Origin of the sequence: Prosthecobacter sp. (genome assembly GCF_014879935.1) — a bacterium.
GTDB lineage: Bacteria > Verrucomicrobiota > Verrucomicrobiia > Verrucomicrobiales > Verrucomicrobiaceae > Prosthecobacter.
Map to the genome: position 1 here is coordinate 1 of NZ_JACSRD010000157.1, position 20,702 is coordinate 20,702.

At 61.2% G+C, this 20,702-nt stretch carries 19 protein-coding genes; 9 read left to right on the forward strand and 10 right to left on the reverse strand.

The genetic code is table 11. The annotated features are described in order from the left end of the window. Positions 1–126: 126 nt before the first annotated feature. A complete protein-coding gene (locus tag IAE77_RS14735; RefSeq protein ID WP_294227733.1) occupies positions 127–1,278 on the reverse strand; it encodes an LLM class flavin-dependent oxidoreductase in 1,152 nt (383 codons plus the stop codon). 97 nt (positions 1,279–1,375) lie between these two features. Between IAE77_RS14735 and IAE77_RS14740 the strand changes: the two genes are divergently transcribed. Further along, the gene (locus IAE77_RS14740; RefSeq protein WP_294227735.1) at positions 1,376–2,773 is read left to right on the forward strand and encodes an FAD/NAD(P)-binding protein; all 1,398 of its coding nucleotides are present in this window, start codon (positions 1,376–1,378) and stop codon (positions 2,771–2,773) included. A gap of 99 nt (positions 2,774–2,872) precedes the next feature. Further along, positions 2,873–3,982 (forward strand): ROK family protein, encoded by a 1,110-nt coding sequence (locus IAE77_RS14745; RefSeq protein ID WP_294227737.1) that lies wholly within the window; start codon positions 2,873–2,875, stop codon positions 3,980–3,982. Between the two features lie 111 nt (positions 3,983–4,093). On the opposite strand, the gene IAE77_RS14750 is transcribed toward IAE77_RS14745, so the two are convergent. Continuing rightward, positions 4,094–5,620, reverse strand: coding sequence for a hypothetical protein (locus tag IAE77_RS14750; protein ID WP_294227740.1), 1,527 nt, complete (start codon positions 5,618–5,620; stop codon positions 4,094–4,096). A 103-nt stretch (positions 5,621–5,723) separates the two neighbouring features. On the opposite strand from IAE77_RS14750, the gene IAE77_RS14755 reads away from it, so the two are divergent. From IAE77_RS14755 to IAE77_RS14765, 3 genes are all read left to right on the forward strand, one after another. Further along, a complete protein-coding gene (locus IAE77_RS14755; RefSeq protein WP_294227741.1) occupies positions 5,724–7,154 on the forward strand; it encodes a hypothetical protein in 1,431 nt (476 codons plus the stop codon). A gap of 89 nt (positions 7,155–7,243) precedes the next feature. Next, entirely contained in the window at positions 7,244–8,422 is a 1,179-nt protein-coding gene (locus IAE77_RS14760; RefSeq protein ID WP_294227743.1) for an enolase C-terminal domain-like protein, read from the forward strand. Positions 8,423–8,478: 56 nt separating this feature from the next. Next, complete coding sequence (locus tag IAE77_RS14765; protein WP_294227745.1) at positions 8,479–9,264, forward strand: ThuA domain-containing protein; 786 nt, start codon at positions 8,479–8,481, stop codon at positions 9,262–9,264. Between the two features lie 36 nt (positions 9,265–9,300). Here IAE77_RS14765 and IAE77_RS14770 read toward each other — a convergent pair whose 3' ends face one another. The 5 genes from IAE77_RS14770 to IAE77_RS14790 all read right to left on the reverse strand — a co-directional run bounded on the left by IAE77_RS14770 (position 9,301) and on the right by IAE77_RS14790 (position 14,886). Beyond that, a complete protein-coding gene (locus IAE77_RS14770; protein WP_294227747.1) occupies positions 9,301–10,758 on the reverse strand; it encodes a hypothetical protein in 1,458 nt (485 codons plus the stop codon). A gap of 42 nt (positions 10,759–10,800) precedes the next feature. Continuing rightward, on the reverse strand, positions 10,801–12,033 hold the full coding sequence (locus IAE77_RS14775; RefSeq protein WP_294227749.1) for an MFS transporter: 1,233 nt from the start codon (positions 12,031–12,033) through the stop codon (positions 10,801–10,803). A gap of 24 nt (positions 12,034–12,057) precedes the next feature. Then, entirely contained in the window at positions 12,058–12,936 is an 879-nt protein-coding gene (locus tag IAE77_RS14780; RefSeq protein ID WP_294227751.1) for an NAD(P)-dependent oxidoreductase, read from the reverse strand. Beyond that, positions 12,933–13,808 (reverse strand): sialate O-acetylesterase, encoded by an 876-nt coding sequence (locus IAE77_RS14785; protein ID WP_294227753.1) that lies wholly within the window; start codon positions 13,806–13,808, stop codon positions 12,933–12,935. Before IAE77_RS14785 ends, IAE77_RS14780 begins: the two co-directional genes overlap by 4 nt. A 223-nt stretch (positions 13,809–14,031) precedes the next feature. Beyond that, positions 14,032–14,886, reverse strand: coding sequence for a hypothetical protein (locus IAE77_RS14790; RefSeq protein ID WP_294227755.1), 855 nt, complete (start codon positions 14,884–14,886; stop codon positions 14,032–14,034). A 127-nt stretch (positions 14,887–15,013) separates the two neighbouring features. On the opposite strand from IAE77_RS14790, the gene IAE77_RS14795 reads away from it, so the two are divergent. Next, on the forward strand, positions 15,014–15,160 hold the full coding sequence (locus tag IAE77_RS14795) for a hypothetical protein (RefSeq protein WP_294227757.1): 147 nt from the start codon (positions 15,014–15,016) through the stop codon (positions 15,158–15,160). Here the strand turns inward: IAE77_RS14795 and IAE77_RS14800 are convergent. Continuing rightward, on the reverse strand, positions 15,151–15,960 hold the full coding sequence (locus tag IAE77_RS14800; RefSeq protein WP_294227759.1) for a hypothetical protein: 810 nt from the start codon (positions 15,958–15,960) through the stop codon (positions 15,151–15,153). The genes IAE77_RS14795 and IAE77_RS14800 overlap by 10 nt on opposite strands. Before the next feature lie 62 nt (positions 15,961–16,022). After that, the gene (locus tag IAE77_RS14805; RefSeq protein ID WP_294227760.1) at positions 16,023–17,918 is read right to left on the reverse strand and encodes a sulfatase-like hydrolase/transferase; all 1,896 of its coding nucleotides are present in this window, start codon (positions 17,916–17,918) and stop codon (positions 16,023–16,025) included. A gap of 85 nt (positions 17,919–18,003) precedes the next feature. Between IAE77_RS14805 and IAE77_RS14810 the strand changes: the two genes are divergently transcribed. Beyond that, complete coding sequence (locus IAE77_RS14810; protein WP_294227763.1) at positions 18,004–18,534, forward strand: antitoxin Xre/MbcA/ParS toxin-binding domain-containing protein; 531 nt, start codon at positions 18,004–18,006, stop codon at positions 18,532–18,534. After that, the gene (locus IAE77_RS14815; RefSeq protein ID WP_294227765.1) at positions 18,531–18,989 is read left to right on the forward strand and encodes an RES family NAD+ phosphorylase; all 459 of its coding nucleotides are present in this window, start codon (positions 18,531–18,533) and stop codon (positions 18,987–18,989) included. The genes IAE77_RS14810 and IAE77_RS14815 overlap by 4 nt, the downstream gene beginning before the upstream one ends. A gap of 135 nt (positions 18,990–19,124) precedes the next feature. Here the strand turns inward: IAE77_RS14815 and IAE77_RS14820 are convergent, their stop codons facing one another. Further along, positions 19,125–19,772: a transposase gene (locus IAE77_RS14820; RefSeq protein ID WP_294227767.1), complete on the reverse strand. Its 648-nt coding sequence runs from the start codon at positions 19,770–19,772 to the stop codon at positions 19,125–19,127. 259 nt (positions 19,773–20,031) lie between these two features. On the opposite strand from IAE77_RS14820, the gene IAE77_RS14825 reads away from it, so the two are divergent. After that, the gene (locus IAE77_RS14825) at positions 20,032–20,697 is read left to right on the forward strand and encodes an alpha/beta fold hydrolase (protein WP_294227769.1); all 666 of its coding nucleotides are present in this window, start codon (positions 20,032–20,034) and stop codon (positions 20,695–20,697) included. Positions 20,698–20,702 lie beyond the last annotated feature (5 nt).

A 20,702-nucleotide genomic window follows, 5' to 3' on the forward strand; every position in this document is an offset into this window, starting at 1 on the left:
CTGCTCGCTTTCGCCGCTGTCATCGATTGGATGCAGCCGCTCAAGAGGTTTTAAAACACTGCCTAGGCTTTAGCCGATCTGGGAGAGAGGTCGAAGAGTCGCCTAAAGGCTGGACTCCAACGAGTGTTATCGGCGCTCAGCGGTGGTTAACGGCGTGACTGGATCGACCACGCGTCGGTTTTGAAGCTCGTTGATGCGGCAGGTGGGGAGTTTGGGCAGGACGTATTTCGCGAAGAGATCGCACTCGTCGAGGTGCGGGTAGCCGCTGAGGACGAAGGCGCGCATGCCCATGTCCATGTAGCGGTTCAGTTTGGCGAGCACTTGATCGGGATCGCCGACGATGGCGCTGGCGCAGCCGCTTCGGGCGAGGCCGATGCCGCTCCAGAGATGGTCTTCGATGTAGAGATCCTTGCTTTGAGCGCGGAGTTCATCCTGACGGAGCACACCGAGGCTTTTGCTGTCCTGCGAGCGGGCTTTGATCTCCGCGCCTTTCGCGGCATCGAGCTTCGAAATGAGTCGATCTGCGGCGGCGCGGGCTTCAGCCTCCGTTTCGCGCACAATGACGTGGCTGCGAAATCCGAAGTCGATCTTGCGGCCGTATCCGGCGGCTTTCTCGGACATCACGCGCATCGTTTCGGCAATGCGATCCTCCGTTTCCGGCCACATGAGGAAGACATCGCAATGCTTCGCACACAAATCCTGCGCGGCAGGCGAAATGCCGCCGAAATACATCAGCGGGCCACCGTTCTGCTGATAAGGCTTCGCGGGTTCAGTGGTGGGCAGCGAGATGTCGTAGAACTTGCCTTTGAACTCATACGGACCATCCGTGCGCCAGAGGCCTTGGAGGATTTGAATGATCTCGCTGGAGCGGTCGTAGCGCGTTTGATTGTCCTCCTTGATGCCCGGCATGTCGGAGGAGATGATGTTGATGGTGAGGCGGCCTTTGAGGATGTGATCGAGCGTGGATAGCGCCCGCGCGAGCATCGGCGGCCACACCTCGCCCATGCGCAGGGCCACGAGGAGATTGATCTGCTGGGTCTGCGGTGCCATCGCTGACGCAAAGGCCAGCGCGTCCTGCCCGGCGATCCAGCCGGAGGGCAGCAGGATGTTTTGATAACCCAGCGCATCCGCCTTCCTCACGATGTCACCACAGTGCTCGTAGCTGCTGCGGATGCTGCCGTCAGGCACGCCGAGGAACTCGTAATCATCAGAGCAAATGGCGGAGAACCAGGCCACTTCACATTGGCGGCCTTCGGTGCGGATGGAGATGGGGGGCATGGCGGTGGATGGGGTTGAGTGAACGCGGAAATGAGCCGCTTGCTTTATATATTGCAGTATTGGAATATGTGACAAGACTTTTGTTTTCCAGCCTGCCATGAACGCTACCTCTTCGCCCCACATCGTCATCCTCGGAGGTGGCTACAGCGGCACGCTCGTCGCGGTGAACCTCGTCCGGCTCGCCGCAAAGCCACCGCGCATCACGATCATCAATGCGCATCGCCCTGCGGGTCGCGGTGTGGCCTACGGCACGCGGCGCATGGAGCATCTGCTGAATGTGGCCGCGCGAAACATGTCCGCCTTTCCCGATCAGCCGGATCATTTCGTGAACTGGCTGCGCACCCGCGCCGAATACGACCTCGTGCCCGATTACGAACTTCGTGAGCGCTTCATCCCTCGCATGATTTACGGCGATTACCTCAAATCGCTCGCCCATCACCACCTCAACGAAGTCAATCATGTCAAAGGCGAGGCCATCGACATTCAAAACGACGGCACCATCACGCTCGCCGATGGCAGCGAGCTCAAAGCCGACCGCATCGTGCTCGCGACCGGCAACGAAGCACCTGCCGACCTGCTGGGCGCGGAATCGCTCGCCGCGCATCCCGCGTGGGCGGGCAATCCGTGGCTGCCGTGGCATGAAAAACTACCGCCGGACACCGGCACGATCATCCTGCTCGGCACCGGCTTGACCACCGTCGATGCCATCATCACGCTGCGAGCGCTCGGATGGCTCGGACGCATCCACGCCGTGTCGCGGCATGGCTGGCTGCCGAACGCTCACTTCCGCGGCATCGACTACCCCGATTTCCCACCCGCCGAGGTCGATCTGGCCGATCTCGGCCTCGAAAAGCTCGTCACGCTCATGGAGCACCATTGCGCCCGTTTGCGCGAGATGGGTGCAAATCCAGCCATCATCGTGGACAAGATGCGACCGCACACGCAGCGCATCTGGCAGCGCTTCACCTTGGAGGAAAAGAAAACCTTCGCGCGGCATCACGCCGCGCGTTGGAACATCCTTCGGCATCGCATCGCGCCGGAAATCCACGCGCAGATCGCCAGCGCCCAACTCACCGGCCAGCTCCAAATCCACGCCGCGAACATCGAACGCGTCGAAAGCGCCGGAGAGCGCGTCCGCGTGCTTTTGAGCGATCAAAAGCATCTCGAAGGCGATCTCGTCCTCAACGCCACCGGCCCGCAAACGCACTTCACCGCCACGAAATCCGTTTTGCTGCAAAACCTGCTCCGCCGTGGCCTCATCACTCCCGACGACATGGAAATGGGCATCCGCATCCAGCCCGACCACACCATCGTCGATCGCGAAGGCAATCCCTCGCCCCATCTCATCGCTCTCGGCCCTCTTTTACGCGGCACCTACTGGGAAACCATCGCCGTCCCCGAACTCCGCGGCCAAGCTAAACGCGTCGCCGAGACCCTCCTCGGCCTCGGCACCAGCACCGAATCTCAACCCGTGATGATGGAGTTCATGATTTGAGGCTGACAGCAAATGGGGGCAGAAAAATGTTTCTGCTATTTTGCTGCCCCCATTTTTCTGTCAGTAAATCATCCGACCCTCGACTGCCTCATACCTTTCATGCGCAATCCCGAAGACCAGCGTCATCTCCTCGCCCAGGCCGTGCTGCATGTGCGCAGCCAGCGAGCCACCTCGCGGCGCACGCTGGCGGATGTGATGCGTCTTTCGCCGACGACGGCCGGTCAGTATGCAGACCAACTCATCGCCAGCGGCCACCTGAACGAAAACGGCCTCGAAAAAGGCCCCATGGGCCGGCCGAAGCGCTCGCTCACCACGAATGCCGACGCTGGATGGTTCGCAGGCATCGAGTTCAACGCGGAGCGCATCCAAGGCGTGCGCGTCGATTTCTCCGGCGCGAAGACCGACAGCCGGATCATCAGCCTGCCCGAGGCCGTGACGCCGAAAGCCGTCATCGCCGAGATCAGCAAACTCATCACCGCCCTCGCCAAAAGTGCCACCGGGTCGCTGCTCGGCATCGGTGTCGGCGTCCCGGGCATCGTCGATCCCATCGCCGGCATCGCTCGTGACTACGCCTTCATCGAAGGCTGGAAGGATGTGCCGCTCGCCCAGCAACTGCACGACAAACACCACGTCACCGTCACGCTCGACAACAACCTCCGCGCCATCGCGCTCGCCGAGCGCTGGTTCGGCGGCGCGGCCGAACTCGCCGACTACGTCGTTCTCGGCCCGCGCAGCGGATTCGGCATCGCCATCGTCATCGGCGGTCGCATCGTCACCGGCACCGAGCACGCCGCGGGCGAAATCGGCCGCTGGCCATGGCCCGATGGCGGCGAGTTGCACGACGCCCTTTCTTCCCCCGCCGTCTGGCGACGTCTCGCCGGCAAAACCAAACGCGCCAGCCTCCCCGCCGATCTCCACAGCGCCCTCGCCGCCTTTGCCGAACAACGCGACGAAGCCCGCGCCGCCATCATCGCCGACTACGCCCGCGTCCTCGGCAGCCTTCATCTCCTTCTCGACACCCACAGCTACTTCCTCCACGGCCCCCTCACCGCCCTCGGCGATGCCTTTTGCACCGACATCAGCAGCAGCATCGCCTCGCTTGCTCCTTCACTCCAAAACAAACCTCTTCGCCTGCTGCGCTCCCAACTCGGCGACGACGCCGGTGCTCTCGGTGCGGCGAGCCTCGCGATGGAAACTTGGATGCCGTGACGCCCGACGAGGACGCGAGAAATGATGCGTGGAACCAGGGAAATCGACGCGTCGCGACGCCTGGAGCGTCCGCTTGACCGAACACCACCCCGCGCAAATACCGAGGAGCGATCATTGAATCCGGATCGAATACAGATCCGCGTCCTTCAGCGTGAAACGCAGTCGCACCGGCTTTCCAGCGAGCGAGCTGACATCGGTGCCGTTTTTCCAGACCACGGTGCGTTCGAGCGAATCGCCAAAGTGCTCCTCGCAGTCGCTCAAAGTGAAGCCGGGGATCGCCTTGCTATTCGCGTCCTGGATTTCGACCTTCACGCCACCGGCAGCGGAGGTGGCGAAGTTCATCGTGAGGGCTTTGCCGGTGAAGGTGAGCGGCTTGGTGATGAGTTCGCCGCCGCTCATCGGTGCATGGATGGAGACGAAGCCATCCAGGCGCAGCGTGTAGCGGCGCAGTTCGCTGCTTTTGCCGGTCCAGTAGCTCTCGGTGGCGTAGAGGCTGAGTTCGTTCGGTGCGCCTTCCATGGACGACTTGGTCTCCACCGGATGCCACGCGATGTATTGATGGCCGTAGTTCCAGGTGCCGGGCCGCTCGATGCCGGGCGGGAGGAAGGCTTCGTTCCAGCGTTTGAAGGTCGCTCCATCGCGGCTGGCCATGAAGAGACCTTCGGTGACGACCATGCCGTAGCGGTCGCTGGCTTTGCTGCGCCATTCGCGATGCTCGCGTTCCGGCAGCGCCCGCATGCTCTCGGACCAGCCACGCTCGAGGTAACGTGTGGGAAAGCCGATCAGCACATGCGGCGCTCGATGATACGGCTTCACCTGGTTCGTGTAGAGCGCCTCGCCGGGTGAATCGACATAGCGGAGGTCCTGCTGGTTTTCCCAAGTGATAAAATCCTTCGAGGTGGCCGTGCGGATGGCGCGGAGGCCGGAGGGCTTCCAGTTCTTCTCGTCGGTGGTGCCTTCGGTGAAGTAGCGCCAGTAGGCGCGATACAAACCGGCCTGCGCATCCCAAAACGCGAGGTTTTGCGAATCGAACGCCCCATCCGTGATCACTGGCGCATCGGCCATCGGCGACCAGCGGAGGCCGTCGGGCGATTGCAGCGCAAGGAGGCCTTTCGGCGAGTTCGAGCGCACGATGGCCTTGTATCTCGACTCGGGCGGCGCGGCGGGGTTTTCGTCTTTGAAGACCGCGGGATGCCCGCCATCGGGATTCACCTTCCCCATCTTGCCATGCGGGATGACGATGTTGTTCGCCTTCGAGCCTTTGAATTCGTGCAGGCCGAGCTCCGGCTTCCGCCAATGAATGCCGTCATCGCTTTCCGCGTAGCAGGTGAAGAGCGGATGCTCGCCCGTGTTCACCTTTCCCGGCGCGGTGACCGTGAGCTGCCACGACTTGTAATACATGCGGTATTTGTCGCCGTCCTTGAAGACGCTGTGATAGCCGCTGCCGCTGCCTTCCCACGGCGCATCATGGGTGATGGCGATCTCCTGCGGCTGCGGATGATGCAGGCGCTGCTCGGCCTTGCCGGTCATCTTTTCGATCAGGAAGTCATCCACGAACAACTCACGTCTCGAACCGATGGCGATGGGATCAGCGGCGAAGGATGAAACGGTCAGGAGAGCAAAGAGGAGCTGCTTCATGACAGCACTACGCAGACAGATGGTAAAATAATGGCGGGTAAAATGATGTTCTGAAGGAATCCTGCTTCCTCATCATTTTACCCTTCATCATTCTACCCGCCTCATGCCCGCCCTTTCCCGCACCGAAGACCCCACGCCGCAGAGCCGCTGCCGTTTCGCGTTGAAGTGGTGCGACATCACGCCGCCAGCGGACATCTACCACCGCATGTGGGGCGCGGCGAAGCATGAACGCGCCACCGGCATCCACCGGCCGCTGCGGGCCACCGTGACTGTCTTTGCGCCGATGGAAGGCAGCGAGCGGCAAATCCTGCTCACGCTCGATCATTGCGTGATGGGAGCCACCGAGCATGCGAACCTCGTCGCGCAGGCCGCGGAGATCGGCGGCGTGGCGAAGGAGGAGATTCTCGTCGTCTTCTCGCACACGCATGGCGCGGGCTTGATGGGCCTGGATCGGGCGAATCTGCCCGGCGGCGATCTCATTCCGCCGTATTTGCATTCACTCGGCGAAAAAGCGGGCGCTTTGATCCGCGATGCCATCGCGTCGCTCCAGCCTGCGGGCATCGTGTATGGCCTTGGGAGGTGCTCGCTGGCCACTCATCGCGATTTTTGGGACGGAAAGCAGTTCGTGTGCGGTCACAATCCCGGCGTGCCTGCGGACGATACCGTCATCGTCGCCCGCGTGACTGATGACCATGGCAAAATGCTCGCCAGCATCGTGAACTACGCCTGCCACCCCACCACGCTCGCGTGGGAAAACACGCTCATTAGCCCCGACTACATCGGCGCCATGCGTGAACTCGTCGAACGCGACACCGGCGCTCCCTGTTTATTCCTGCAAGGTGCCAGCGGCGAACTCGGCCCGCGCGAAGGCTTCGTCGGCGACACCGCCGTGGCGGATCGCAACGGCCGCGAGCTCGGTTACGCCGCTCTTTCAGCCCTCACCGCCCTTCCCGCCGCCGGGACGACGTTCGTCTATGCCGGCCCCGTCGTCTCCGGAGCCACGCTCGGCTCGTGGAAGCATCAAAGCATCGATCTCGCCGAAAAGGCCGCCTGGAAGCTCCAACGCTGGCACGAGCCGCTGAAGTATCGCCCTGGCCAGCCCACGTCCGAACAGATCCAAAACGACCTCGCCAATCTCCAACGCGACGAAGCCGCCGCCCGCACCGCAGGCGATGAAACCCGCGCCGCCGACCTCCGAGCCCTCGCCGAACGCAAAACCCGCCTCCTCCATCGCCTCAAGCAGCTCCCGCCGGGCGACACCTACCCGCTGCAAGTCGCCATCTGGCACCTCGGAGACGCCACCTGGCTCGGCGTCCAAGGCGAAAGCTACTCCCTCCTCCAAACCGAACTCCGCCGCCGCTTCCCCGATAAAATTATCATCGTCGCCACCATCGCTGCCGACTGGGGTGCCTCGTATCTGCCACCGCGTGAGCTTTACGACACCGGCATCTACCAGGAAAGCATCGCCATCGTCGCCGCGGGGAGTCTGGAACAACTCATCGAATCCATCACACAGCGAATTTCCATTTCTTAACCGCTAATCAGACGCTGATAAGACGCTAATGGATTTATCAGCGTCCCATTAGCGTCTTATCAGCGGTTCAAAACCTGTCCTCTCACTCCATGAAAATCACCGCCATCGAAACCCTCGTCTGCCATGCCCGGATGCGAAACTGGGTCTTTGTCAAAGTCGTCACCGACCAGCCCGGCCTCATCGGCTGGGGTGAGGCGACGCTGGAATGGCACACGCGCAGCATCGTCGGTGCCATTGAAGACATGTCGCACTTGCTCATCGGTGAGGACCCGACGCGGGTGGAATACCTCTGGCAGATGATGTATCGGCAGCACTTCTGGCACGGGCACGGCATCGTGCGGGCCACAGCCATCGCGGGCATCGACCTCGCGCTGTGGGACATCGTCGGCAAGGTGGCGAACATGCCGCTCTCGAAGGTCTTTGGCGGCCCGGTGCGTGATTGGGTGCGCACCTACTGCCATCTCGGCGGCGGGAAGATGGAGGACTTTTATCAAACGCCTGCCGACAACGCGAAACGCTTCGCCGAGCTCGCTCAACAAGCCGTGGCGGATGGTTACACGGCCTTCAAAAGCATGGCGGTGCCCAGCACGATGCCCATCGAAGGCATGAAACCCGTCCGTGCCGCTGCCGCCGCCGTCGCGGCCATGCGCGAGGCCGTGGGGCCGGACATCGACATCATGGTCGATTGCCATGCGCGGCCCTCGCCGGCCATGGGAATGAAGTTTGGCAAGGCGCTCGATGATTTCGGACTCTACTTCTTCGAGGAGCCCTGCTGGCCGGAGGCTGTGGATGGCCTGGCGAAGATCAACGCCGCGCTCACCACGCCCGTGGCCAGCGGCGAGCGCGTGACGAACCTGGAGGCCTTCAAAGACATGTTCGAGAAGCGAGCCGTCGAGATCTGCCAGCTCGACATCACCCACTGCGGAGGCCTCAGCGCCGCGAAACGCATCGCCGCTCTCGCGGAGGCGCATCGCATCGCCATGGCCCCGCACAATCCGCAGGGTCCGGTGAGCACTGCCGCGTCACTCGAGTTCGGCTTCTCACAGCCGAGCTACATCATCTGCGAAACCGTGCACAACGACGTGCCGTGGCGACAGGACGTGGTCGAGGAAGGCTTCGTCATCGAGAAAGAAGGCCGCATCGTCCGCCCGAACACGAAGCCAGGTCTCGGCATCACGATCAATGAAGCCGAGGTGAAGAAGCATCCTTTCCAGCAGGAGATCGTCCTGCGCGAATTCAGCCCGGATGGTGGCGTGACGGATTGGTGAACCGCGTGGAAATGCCTGTTTGATCTGGCACGTGCGAGCGTTTGAATGGCGCAATCATGGCCACTCCCATCCGCGTCACCATCTGGAACGAATTCGTGCACGAACGTCAAAACCCGGCGGTGGCGGCCATCTATCCGAAAGGCATTCATGGGCTGCTGGCGGAGGTATTGAGCACGCAGGGCGATCTCATCATCCGCACCGCCACGCTGGATGAGCCGGAGCAGGGCGTGTCGCAGTCGGTTCTCGACGAAACGGATGTGCTGCTGTGGTGGGGCCATGCGGCGCATGATCAGGTGCTGGATGAAACGGTGACGCGGGTGCAGCAGCGGGTGCTCGCGGGAATGGGGCTGATCGTGCTGCATTCCGGGCACTGGTCGAGGGTCTTCAAGCGGCTCATGGGCACCAGTTGCGCGTTGTGCTGGCGTGAGGCCGGCGAGCGTGAGCGTGTGTGGGTGGTGAATCCCGGGCATCCGATCGCCGCAGGCATCGGCGACTGCATCGAGATCGGGCAATCGGAGATGTATGGCGAGCCCTTTGGCATTCCGACGCCCGACGAGCTGATCTTTGTCTCCTGGTTTCAAGGCGGCGAGGTCTTCCGCAGCGGAGCGACGTGGACACGCGGCAGCGGTCGCATCTTCTACTTCAGCCCGGGCCACGAGGTGTATCCGATCTACCATCACCCGGATGTGCAGCGCGTCATCGCCAACGGCATCCGCTGGGCATCTCCGCAGGGCTCACCAGCCAGCACACCGCGTCACGTGCCGGTCGATCAGGCACGGGAAAAGATCGAGCTGCGCGGCGGCACGGTGCATGTCGAGGATGGAAAGCTCGCGGGGCAGTGAGGGGCGAGCTCCCTGCTCGTCCAGCCTCGTGTGCCCTCACTGCGCAAGGTTCCGCAGCACTTCCAGCGCCTTGGCTTCAAACATCTTCTGCCACTCGGGAGCCACGATCACATCGCAGTCCTCCTGCGCATAGCCGGGGTTGCGCCGTTGCTGCTCGGTGGCGGTGTACCAAATATAGCCGTTTGTATAGCCAGAAACGTGAGCGTTGGCATCCTGCGCAGCTTTTTTGATGTTCAGGCCGACCTGCACGGTGACCTCGCCGGGAAAGGTGACGAGCTTGAAGGCTCCGACGCGGAGACCGCAGACTTCGGCATCCAACGTGGGGCTGTTCGCGGCTTGGGTCTCAGCGAGATGCTTTTTGAGCAAGGCGAGGTTCGCGTTCAGCCGCGTGAGCTTTTCCATGATGGCGAGATTGCCGAGGTAGGCCTCGACGAGCGCTTTGTTGTCGGAATCGAGCTGCTGGAGGGGCTTCGCGTTGTCGAGATAGCCCTGCGCATAGTGCGAAGGCATGTCGGGGAAGATTTTGTGCTGCAGGAGCAGCGGCAGGAAGGTCTTGAAATTGATGTTCGTGGGCTTCAGACCCGCCACGAGGGCCTTTTGCTCGCTTTCGATGTTTTCGATGCGTTTTTCAAAATCGGCGGCGCGGGGCAGTTGGAGCACTTCGCGGCTGATTTTCAGCGTGGCATCGTTTTGCGGCTCAAATCGACGCATCGCGGCCAAAACGCTCGCACCGAGCATCGTGCCGAGCGGCTCGGCATCGGCAGGGCGGCTCACTTCTTTGTAATGCACCGGATTGATGTCGCCGCCGCAGCCTTGGACGAAGAACGCCATCGCGCCGGTGGCCTCTTCAATGACTTTGGAGGCAAAGCCGGGATAGTCGGCCGAGTTGCCCTTGCTCGGCGGATTCATGATCGGATGGCAGGCGAACTGATACACGATGGCCAACGGCGTGCCGTCCGCGCGATCGAGCCGCAGCAGGCCTATCTGCGGATCAATCGGCCCGGTGCTCACGACGTCCTCATCACGCGGCATCGAGTAGGCGCGGCGCATGTCGATCTGCGTGCCGTCTTTGAGGAACATGCGGCGGTTTTCGCTGATGCGGCTCTCGCTGCCGGCTCCGGCACTCACTTTGACGGGCACGAGGTTCTTCGCGGCCTCTTTGACGGCCTGCACGACGAGTTGCTGCAAATCCGTGCGCACAACGCCATGGCAGTGGCTGGCATTGATGATGACCTCGTCCGCGAGATCGCCGAGTTCCTGGCGCACATTCGCGAGAAAGCCGTTTCCGATGCGCCCGATGCCGCCGATGGCGACCGCATCGACGGTGACGAGCACCGCGGTGGTCTCGCCGCTCTTCAATACGAGCGCCTTGGCAAAACACGGATCATTCACCGGCACCGTGCGGTCTGTGATGTCCACCTTCGCGATGCCGGCGAGGATTTGCGCGTGCAGTGGCAGTGCGAAAAGAAGAAGAGCGAGAAGGACACGAGGCATGGCACGAAACTATACGGGATGGCTTCGCCCGACTTCTCCGGTCTAATCTGCCAGGTCCGCCTGTTTCGTATCCGGCGCCCACCAGATGACGATGAATCCCAGCGCGTAGATCAACGCACAGATCGATCCGACTCGTGGGTAATCGCCTCCGAGCGCCTTGAACAGAAATCCTGCGGCCAGGACGCCAAAGGCGGTGGCGAAGCGGCCTGAATTGTAGGCCAGGCCGCTGCCGGTGGCGCGAACCCGTGTGGGGAACAGCTCCGGCAGGTACAGCGCGAGCCAGCCGAAGAACAGCGTGGCGACGAAACCCTGGGCAAACACGACGGCATGAAACCCGGGCTGCAGTGGCGCCGTGAGCTGGAACATGGCGAGCGTGATCGCAACCGTGCCGATGCTGATGAGGCAGTAGCTGAGCCTGCGGCCGATCCAACTGGCCAGTTGAGCACCAGCGAAACTGCCCAGCATGGCACCCAGCGCCCACCAGCCCTGCGTGGCCGCCTTGTAGCCCAGATTCGCAGCCCCAGCCACCTTGTCAGACCATGGAATCATCCACTTGCTGGCCGACCACGCGCCGATCATCGGGATGGAGCTGATGAGAATGCCGATGATCGTGAAATGAACAAGCTGTGGCTGGAACAGCGCGCGCAGCGGCGTCACTGGCGCTTTCACGGTGCCGCGTGTGGCGAGCCATTTCGGCGACTCCGGCAGCGCCAGGAGCACGAACAGGCCCAGGAGCACCGGTGCGCCGGCGAATTGAAACAGCCAGCGCCATGAATCGGCCGTGACCGGCCACTGACGGGCGAATTGGGAGAGCAGCAGGATGCCGGCATTCAGCCCGGCCATCATCGCCCCGGACACCAGCGGACGTGAAGCTGCGGCCCAGCATTCGGACACCAGCGCGATGCCATTCGGCCATAATCCACCGACACCCAGCCCGACCAGAAAGCGCAAGGCCAGCATCTGCCACTGATCCTGCACGTAAGCGCCCAGTGCCGCGAACACCGAGTAGAACAGAATGCACACGCCCATCGCACGAGTGCGGCCGATGCGATCCCCCAGACCCCCGAAGACGATGCCGCCGATGGCCGCGCCGAGCATCAGCGCCGCGGTGAAACGCGCAAACCATTCGCCGCCGAGCTCTGGCGTGAACGAACTGCCGAGCAGGCTCTTTGACACCGAAAGCGATGCCACGGGCATGAGTCCGAGCTCGACCCCGTCAAAGACGAGGGCCAGGAAGCTGGTGATGAGGACGAGATAGCGTTGGCTGGCGCTCATGGTTTCATGTTCCAAGTTCATGTTTCACGATGACTCCGTCGTCGCATCGGCGGGCTTCTTGAAACTTGCAACCCGGGCCTTGAAACTCTCGGCGTAAGCCGAGATCACCGCGCTGTTGTCCGCCTCGCCAAAGCCCAGCGACTCGGCCTTTTCGAGGAGCTGCCGGTGAGTCTCCGTCAACGGCAGCGGAATGCCGCTCGCAGCGAGCATGAGGCGCACGTCCTTCAAATGCTGCGAGAGCCTGGCCTGCGGCGTGAAGCCGCCGCTGATCATCTTTTCACCCTTCGTGTCCATGATGCGCGAGTAGGCCATGCTGCGGCGCATGACGTCGAGTGCGTGCGTCAGATCGAGGTCGAGCTGCTGTGCAAACACCAATCCTTCCGCCAGGGCGGCACGATTGAGGCCGAGGACGAGGTTCGTGACGAGCTTCATCTTTGCGCCACTGCCACAGGGGCCGACATGGACGACATCGCGGGCCAGTTGAGCGAGGACACTGCGACAACGCTCAAACACAACCGCGTCACCCCCCACCATGAGGAGCACGTCGCGCTGTTGAAGCTGCGCACTGCTGCCAGAAACGGTCGCATCGAGGTAATGCACGCCTTTGACTGCCAGTTCGGCGCCGAGCGCGGTCATGTCATTTGGATCGCCCGTCGTGGTGTCGATGATGATCTGTCCCTGGCTCAGCTTCGCATCGCGCAAGACGCTGCGAACGATGTCGGAGTTCGGCAGACAGAGAAAAACCACCCCGCATGCGCCAAACACGTCGTTTGCGGTCGCGGCGTTGACGCATCGTGCCGCATCCACATCCCAGCCACGGGCTGCGCCGGTCATCTTCATCACGGCGGAACCCATCAGGCCCATGCCGATGATGCCGGTGGTCGTGTCGACGGCTCCGTTCATGGCTTGCTAAGCTCCATGAATTTCGCGGCAAAGCGGCTGCCGATCTCGTTTTGCGCGGCGGTGTCGAAATGGACGCTGTCGCCGATGTGGGTCTTTAAATCGCGGGCATCGACGCAGGCGGTGTGGGGGACGGTTTGGGGCAGGGCGAGTTGGATGTCGTTCATCGCTTTGAGATTCGAGAGCGTCGGCTCTTCCTTGATTTCGCCGATGGTGCAGGCGATGAAGGGCATATCTGCCTGCGCGAGGTCGGTGCGGAAGGCTTCGATCATGGCGCGGAGGCGCTCGGCGTGCAGGGGGAGTTCCTGGGCGTTCGCGTTGGCCTCGCCTTGCAGCCAGAGGATGCCGCGGAGGCGGGCTTTGACCGGCGCGGTGGTTTGCAGGGCGAGTTGGGCGCGGCGCAGGGCGTCGTCGTAAAGCTTCGCGCCTTTCTGCCAGAGCTTGATGGAGGATCCGCCGACGGCGCAGGGCACGAGGCCGATGGCGGCGGTTTTGTCCTGCGCAGCGAGCACCTCGGCAAAGGCGAGTCCAGGGCCGACACCAGCGTTGTCGTGGCCTTGGAAGGTCTTCGCGTCGCCCGTGAGATGCAGCGGATGCCGTGCGAGATACCACTGGTCGTCCATCTTGTGCATCATGACGATGCGCGGGTCGTTTTTCGGCTCCTCCGGCATGAATCCGCGGCCTTTCATGTTCGACTGTCCGCACAGCAGCCACAGATCGAGATGCGTCGCGCCCTCCGGCAGCTTCGTGATGTCCACGCTGACCAACGGCGGCTTCGTCGGTGGCGGTGTGTTGGCTTTCTTGGCCTTCGCCGCCTTTTGGGCGAAGAGCGGAGAGCTGAGGGCGAGGAGACAGAGAAGGAAAACGCGGCGCATGGTGCGTGAACGGGACGCAGCCGTGGTTATTGCCTGCGGTGTTGTCGGTTTCGTGCCTGAAGTTCCGCGCCGTTTTCAGGCACCAAATCAACATTTGGTCAATTTGGTGCCGAACTTCGTCAGAACGAAGAGGTAGGCAGTAGAATGGGGGCAGAAGAATGGATTCATTATTCTGCCGCCCCCATTCTACTGCCATTAAACGGGTGTGGGCTGTGATGGAACTTCACTCAAAGAGATCGAGTTGATCTGGATGAGAAGTCGGTTTGGCAGGAGGTTTGGATGCAGGCTGCGCAGGCACATTGGTGGGTTTCTTGGTCTTGGGACGCTCTTTGCGTTTCTCGGCACGTTCCTGGGCTTTAACGGTGAACTTCCGCAGGTTGGCGAGCATGCGCATGATCTCTGACTTCTCGCCGTCGAGCATGTCGTTCAGGTCCTGAACGGCAGGAGAGTCAGGCTCCAGTTCCTCCAGCATGTCGCGATAGCCTTTGGCGACCTCAGGTTGACCAAGCAGGATCTTCGCGCGGGCGCTGAGGTAGGCCCAGTGACGGATTTCCGAAATGTGGAAGACTTTTCGATCTGGATAAAGTGTGCTGATGGAATGTCCTGGCACGAACAGCAGAGCCGCAGCCTCATCCACCTTGGCACGGTCCAGCAACAAGTCCGCCAGCGTGGTGCGAGCAAAGAAATAGCCCGGCATGTCGCGGAACATTTGCTCACACAGGCTCAAAGCCTCGTCCCGCTCTGCCTGCGAGCCATCGCGCAGGGCGTTGATGAGCCAGTTTCGGAAGCACGGCACCTCTGGATGACGGGCGGACATCTCACGCAGCTCTGGCACGAGCTTTTTCGCATTTTTCTGCATGAGAGGGAAGATCTTCTCCATGCGGTCTCGCGTCGCCTTCGGCAAGGCGTCCACCGCCGGATCAGGCATGACATCCCAGGTGATCTCGAAGTTCATGAGGTGGTAAACCTCCGGCGGCTGGTCCTGGCGCGTTTTGCCGCTCACCGGGCGCTCGGCCATGCGCTTGAGCAGGCCTTTGCCGTGGTCCGGGTTTCGATTGGGTTTGCGGCGTTTTGCCATGCGTGTCGATAAAAGGATGCAGTCAGGAGGTCAAGCCACTCGTGGCAGGTGACCAGGATGTATCTTGTGACAAGCCAAGTTCCGCAAACGCATCGCAGCCAGCATCGTCGATGAGGTGCGGGAGAAATTGCGCCGCCTGAAGCTCCCGAAAGGCCAGTCCGTCCGCACCGGCCTCATCTACTGCGGCGAACTCGATCCCGAAATCGACGGCCGGGATGATTTCGACTTTCTGGTGCCTGCGGAGAAGCTGATGACGAGGAAGGTCTATGGTTGAGCGTTCGAACCAAACAATGACGCGAACTTTGCAATCAGACCAATTACCAAAGTAATGATGCCGAGCAGCGAATACACCCAGTGCTCTTTCAGGAAGATCACAAGATCCTTGGGGGATGAACCATAAATGTCTCTCCAACGATAGTTGGTGACTAAAGTGCCGGCGTTCGCCTTGCTGATTATTGCCTCGAATGTATCGACTTTGCGCAATGTTGAACGGTGAACAGACACAAAATCCCCTTTAGCTGCAGCCTCGACTTCTTCCGGTCCTGACAAAAAGCCCAGATCAGTGATTTGGTTGCGAGCCATCAACGAAGGTAGCCGAGGATGTTCTATGTAGTTTGGACCATAAATATCGACCAAGCAGCGTGAAAGGTCGAAGAGGCTTGCTGGATCAAGTTCGTTTGGGTCTATGCCTTGAGTTCGGCAACGATGGTAAATCGCTGGAAAACCGTAGTTGCTGTCTCGCATGTTCCAATGGACCCAAGTGTATCCGCCATGATGCTTTGTCATGAAGGAGTTGAATTGAGACAGGAGCTCGTTTTCGAGTTCCTGGATCTTGGCCTTAACATCTGCACTGGGAACACGGAGTCTTTCCGCACATTGATGTATCGAAAACGACTCCGTTTGCGCCGAATCAAGGTTTCTTACAGCAATTGAGGTCACTCTTGCTGATGTGCCGTCGGGCCTGTTCGCGAAGTCTTCGCTTGCATAGTGGATAAGCAGAACGCGTCGCTTATCAGCAACCAGCTGCGTTAGCTTTTTCAGCGCTTCGGATCGCTTTTTTGCAAGTGTAGACATGTCCTGATCAAGTTTGGCTTTTCCAATCCAACTACGATGAACAAATGCCTTTTGGCATCTGATTAGTTTCGGATGCCCGAATCAATGGAGAGCTGCTTAATCCTTCCCTCAAACTTCCCTTTCGCGGTGTAACTCGCCACGAGTACTTTGTTGTCGTGGCCGAGGCAGAAGTCTTCTTTGGGCTGACTGCGGATGAGGCCTTGGCTGGTGGCGGTGATGAGGGCGTTTTGATCGAGCTGGAGGGTGAGCTGGCCTTTTTGGCCGAGGGTGGCGGTGATGCGGTGGGGTTGGTTGTCGGCGGGGTAGTCGGTCTGGGCGGTGGTGAGGGTTTTGCCGTGGCGGATGGCCCAGATGAGTTTGCCGCCGCTGAGATGGAGCGCGTAGCCAGTGCTGGCGCCGCCGTGGGCGATGAGGATGGCATCGCGCTGCGCGGTGGTGAGTTCGCAGGTGAGCGTGAAAGGCTTTTCGGCGATTTGTGGGGACTTTTCGGCATCGAGGGTATCGCCGGGCTTCAGGGACTCAAGCGAGACCGCTGAGGCACCGGTCTGCTTCTTCTCGCCGCGCTTTTTTCCGCGTCCGCCATCTTCCGAGGGATAGAGCGTGACAGGATTTTCGACCTCGCCAGCTGGGCGGCGGCTTTTGGGGGCGTTGCCGCCGATTTCAGCGGTCATGGTGGCGGCGAGTGAGGTGAGTTTCGCGACGATGTCGGGATGCTGCGCGGCGAGGTTGGTGCGTTCGCCGATTTCTTGGTCGAGGTTGTAAAGGCGTGGGTTCACGTTTGCGTCGCTGGCGGCGTCTTTGCCCATGGATTCCGGCTGCGTCATGAGCGCGAGCTTCCAAGGCCCTTGGCGCACGGCCTGGAGGTTGTAGCTGGAGAAGTAGTAGTGTGCTTCGCGTGGCGAGTCTTTGCTTTGACCAAAGAGCAGCGGGGAGAGGTCGCGACCGTCGAGCACGGGCTGCGCGGGCACCTCGGCTCCGGCGATTTTCAGGCAGGTGGGATGCACGTCGATGGTGCCGGCGACGGCATCGCACACGCTGCCGGGCGCGATCTTGCCAGGCCACCACGCGAGCGTGGGGACGCGCACGCCGCCTTCCCAGGTGGTGCCTTTGCCGCCGCGCAAGGGGCCAGCGCTGCCGCCATCGGGGCCTTTGATGAGCCAGGGGCCGTTGTCGCTGGTGAAGATGACGAGCGTGTTCGTGTCGAGCTGCAGCTCGCGCAACGTGTCGAACACGCGACCGACGCTGGCATCGACCTCCTGCACCCAGTCGCCAAAGCGACCGTTTTGCGAGCTGCCCTGGAAGGCTTTGCCGGGATGGATGGGCGTGTGCACGGCGGTGTGCGGGAAGTAGAGGAAGAAGGGCTTCTCTTTGCTGCCGCGGATGAACTTCACGGCCTCGTCGGTGTAAATTTCCTCGATGCGATCCTGGTCCGCCTCGTCGAGCAGGCGCTCCACTTTGTCATCGCGCACGAGCGGCACGACGCGTCGGCCGTCCACGCTCGCGGTTTTGAGCATGTCATTGGAATACGGGATGCCGAGGTAGTGATCAAAGCCCTGCTTCGTGGGCAAAAACGCCGGCTGGTCGCCGAGGTGCCACTTGCCGATGCACTGCGTGGCGTAGCCGAGCGGCCGGAGGCGGTCGGCGATGGTGTGCTCCTGCGGATGCAGCCCGTTCTTCGCCCCCGGCGGATAAACGCCCGGCACGGAAACGCGTGCGCCATAGCACCCGGTCATGATCTGCGCCCGCGACACGCTGCACACCGGCGCCGCGTAAAACGACGTGAGCTTCATCCCCTCCCGCGCCATGCGGTCAAGATGCGGCGTCTTTTGCTTCGTGGCACCAAAAGGACCGATGTCGCCGTAGCCGAGGTCGTCGATGAAGTGGATGATGATGTTCGGCTGCGAAGCAGCGGCGCAGAGCGAAGAGCTGAGGGCGAAGAGGCAGAGGAGGAGGCGCATGGGGCTGTGTGAACGAAAGAAGCCATGAAAACCTTCACACAGGAGGATTGACGTTCGGCTCAGGTGAGCCTAAATTTTGTCTCAAATGGCAAAAACACTCACCAGACCGAAATCGAATCCTAGAGCCACCGGCGCTAGGAAGCTGGCCGTTCGGAAAGCACCGCCGACAGCCACGAAGAAGACCTTTGAAGGCATTGTCGATGCCTGCGTGCGCGTCCCGAATGGGAAGAATGCCTTCCAAGTGCTCTCACCTGCACATTTGATCCCGCTTTTGAAGGCTGGTCTGCCCGTGCAGGAACTGAACGAACTCCAAGGCTATCTTGCCATGCCGTTGGACAAGCTGGTGCCAATGCTCGGCATCTCGAAAGCCACGCTGCACCGCCGAAAAAGCTCCGGTCGGCTCGATATCGCGGAGTCGGACCGCGTGGTGCGTTATGCGCGGCTGCTTGGCCGTGCCGCTGTCGTGATGGAGTCGTTGGAGAATGGACGTCGCTGGCTTGCCTCGCCTCAGGTAGGGCTCGGCGGCGAAGTGCCGTTGAGCTTTGCGCAAACCGAAGTCGGCGCCCGCGAGGTGGAGGACCTGCTCGGTCGTATCGAATACGGTGTTTACTCATGAAACGACGTGCCTGGCGCATCGTGAAGGCCAAGCACGCCACCACCGCCTTCGATGGCGAGGGGGCCTGGCTCTTCGGAGGCCGGTGGAACTCTCCCGGCACCCGGATGATCTACACCAGCGCCACACTGTCTTTGGCAGCGCTCGAAAGCCTCGTTCACCTCAGCCCGCCAGTCCTCTTCAAGTATGCGGCCATTCCGGTCGAGTTTGACGAAGCGCTGATCGAAACACTGCCACCCTCCGCTTTGCCCACCGACTGGACCGCCGAGCCGCCGTCACCCTCGACCAAGATCATCGGCGACCGCTGGGTGAAAGAAGCCCGCTCCGCCGTCCTCGAAGTCCCCAGCGTGATCATCAACACAGAGCCGAACTACCTGCTCGATCCGGCGCACCGAGACTTCAAGAAGGTGCGAATTGGGAAACCGGTGCCGTTTGCCTTTGATTCGAGGTTGTTGTGAGCGAGTCGGCGCAAGCAAAGTAGCCATCTCGCTCCGCGAGATGAGCCATGCGCTCCGCCATATCGCGAGCCATCGAACGATCAACACGCCTCGTTTCTACGGCAGCCCTCACCTCCTCTCGACGAAGCGAGATGGCTACTTTGCTTTGCTCCAAAGACGCGCTTGGTCTGCTCGCAGGCCAGCTTTGAGTGGATTTTGCGCGATGTAGTCACGCAAACGCCGAAACTGGCCTTCGTGCCGCACGAGGTAATCAAAGGCGTCCTGCTGCCAAAACCGGCCTTGAGTGCCAAGACGACGATTGATCTGCCGGGCGGTGAAATGCTTCCACGAATCGCATTGTTCGACCATCGCAGCCTTATCAGGAAACGTGGCGAGCAAATGGACGTGATTCGGCATGATGACGAAGTCGAGCATCTCATAACGATCACCATCGAAGTGCAGCAAGCTGTTTGAGACGAGGTCTGCGATCTCGTTTTGAGCGAGAACACACGCGCCATGCCCCGAATCGAGCGCCTCATGCCAGCGGGTGGTGAATCGGTCGTGGTATTCGACCATCAAATCGGGAGGAAGTTCTTGGACCCGCATCTTCCAGCCCTTTTGCGTGGGATCGATGCCGTGGATGTCCAGCCAGTGATTTCGATCCGCCCGCCAGCGTTCGAGAACATCCCGCGCCATCGAGTCGGATGTGCGCCAAGTGATGAAGACCACACAACCATCCTGCGCCCAGTGCGGTAATCTCCGCTGGGTGATGAGCAGTTGGTCATGCGGGTCGAAGAAACGCATGTCGCGATGCTATGACGCTCACAAAATGGCACAAGCAAAGTAGCCATCTTGCTCCGCAAGATGAGCACAAGGCTGGCGCAGACACGAACAGCTTCCGAAACTCGGCAACGCTTGGCGTGGCATAACGCTCGGCTCATCTCGACGGAGCGAGATGGCTACTTTGCTTCGCCCAAGGCGGTGCTTGGAGACAGCGGCTTCTCTGGTCTCCAGTTGATTCGGAGCCGGGTTGTTCCACGATAGGGCCAACTGGTTGCCACGCATGAGAACATCCACTCCCGCCGACACGGTCGTTTTGATCCATGGACTCGGACGCACGCATCGAAGCATGTGGATGGTGGGCTTGTGGCTGAGGTTTTGCGGTTTCCGCGTGGCGAGCATTGGCTACCCGTCACGCTGCGTGTCGATCACGGAGGCGGTGGAGCAGCATCTGGTGCCGGCGCTGGCGAAGCTGGAGATCGAAGAAAACTCACGGGTGCATTTCGTGACGCACTCGCTCGGCGGCATTGTGTTTCGCGCGTGGGCGGCCAGGCGTGATCCGGCGTTTCCATTCGGTCGCGCCGTGCTGCTGGCACCGCCGAATCAAGGCAGCCAGATCATCGACGAATTGCGTCAATCGCGCTGGGTGCGCTGGCTGCTGGGCCCGGTTTCCGCCGAACTCGGGACGGATGCGGAGAGCACACCGAACAGGCTCGGTCCACTGCCACCGGAGACCGGGGTGATCATGGGAAACAAGGACACGCTGCCCATTTTCCGGCATCTTCTCGGCGCTGAATCGGATGGTGTCGTGACCATCACCAGCTCTCACGGTGATGGGGAGTCGGACTTCATTCTGCTGCCGGCGAATCATGCCACGATCATCCTGCATCCGGCGGTTTTCCGGGCGGTGAGCCGGTTTCTGCGGACGGGCGGCTTTGCGGAGGCGTGAATCAG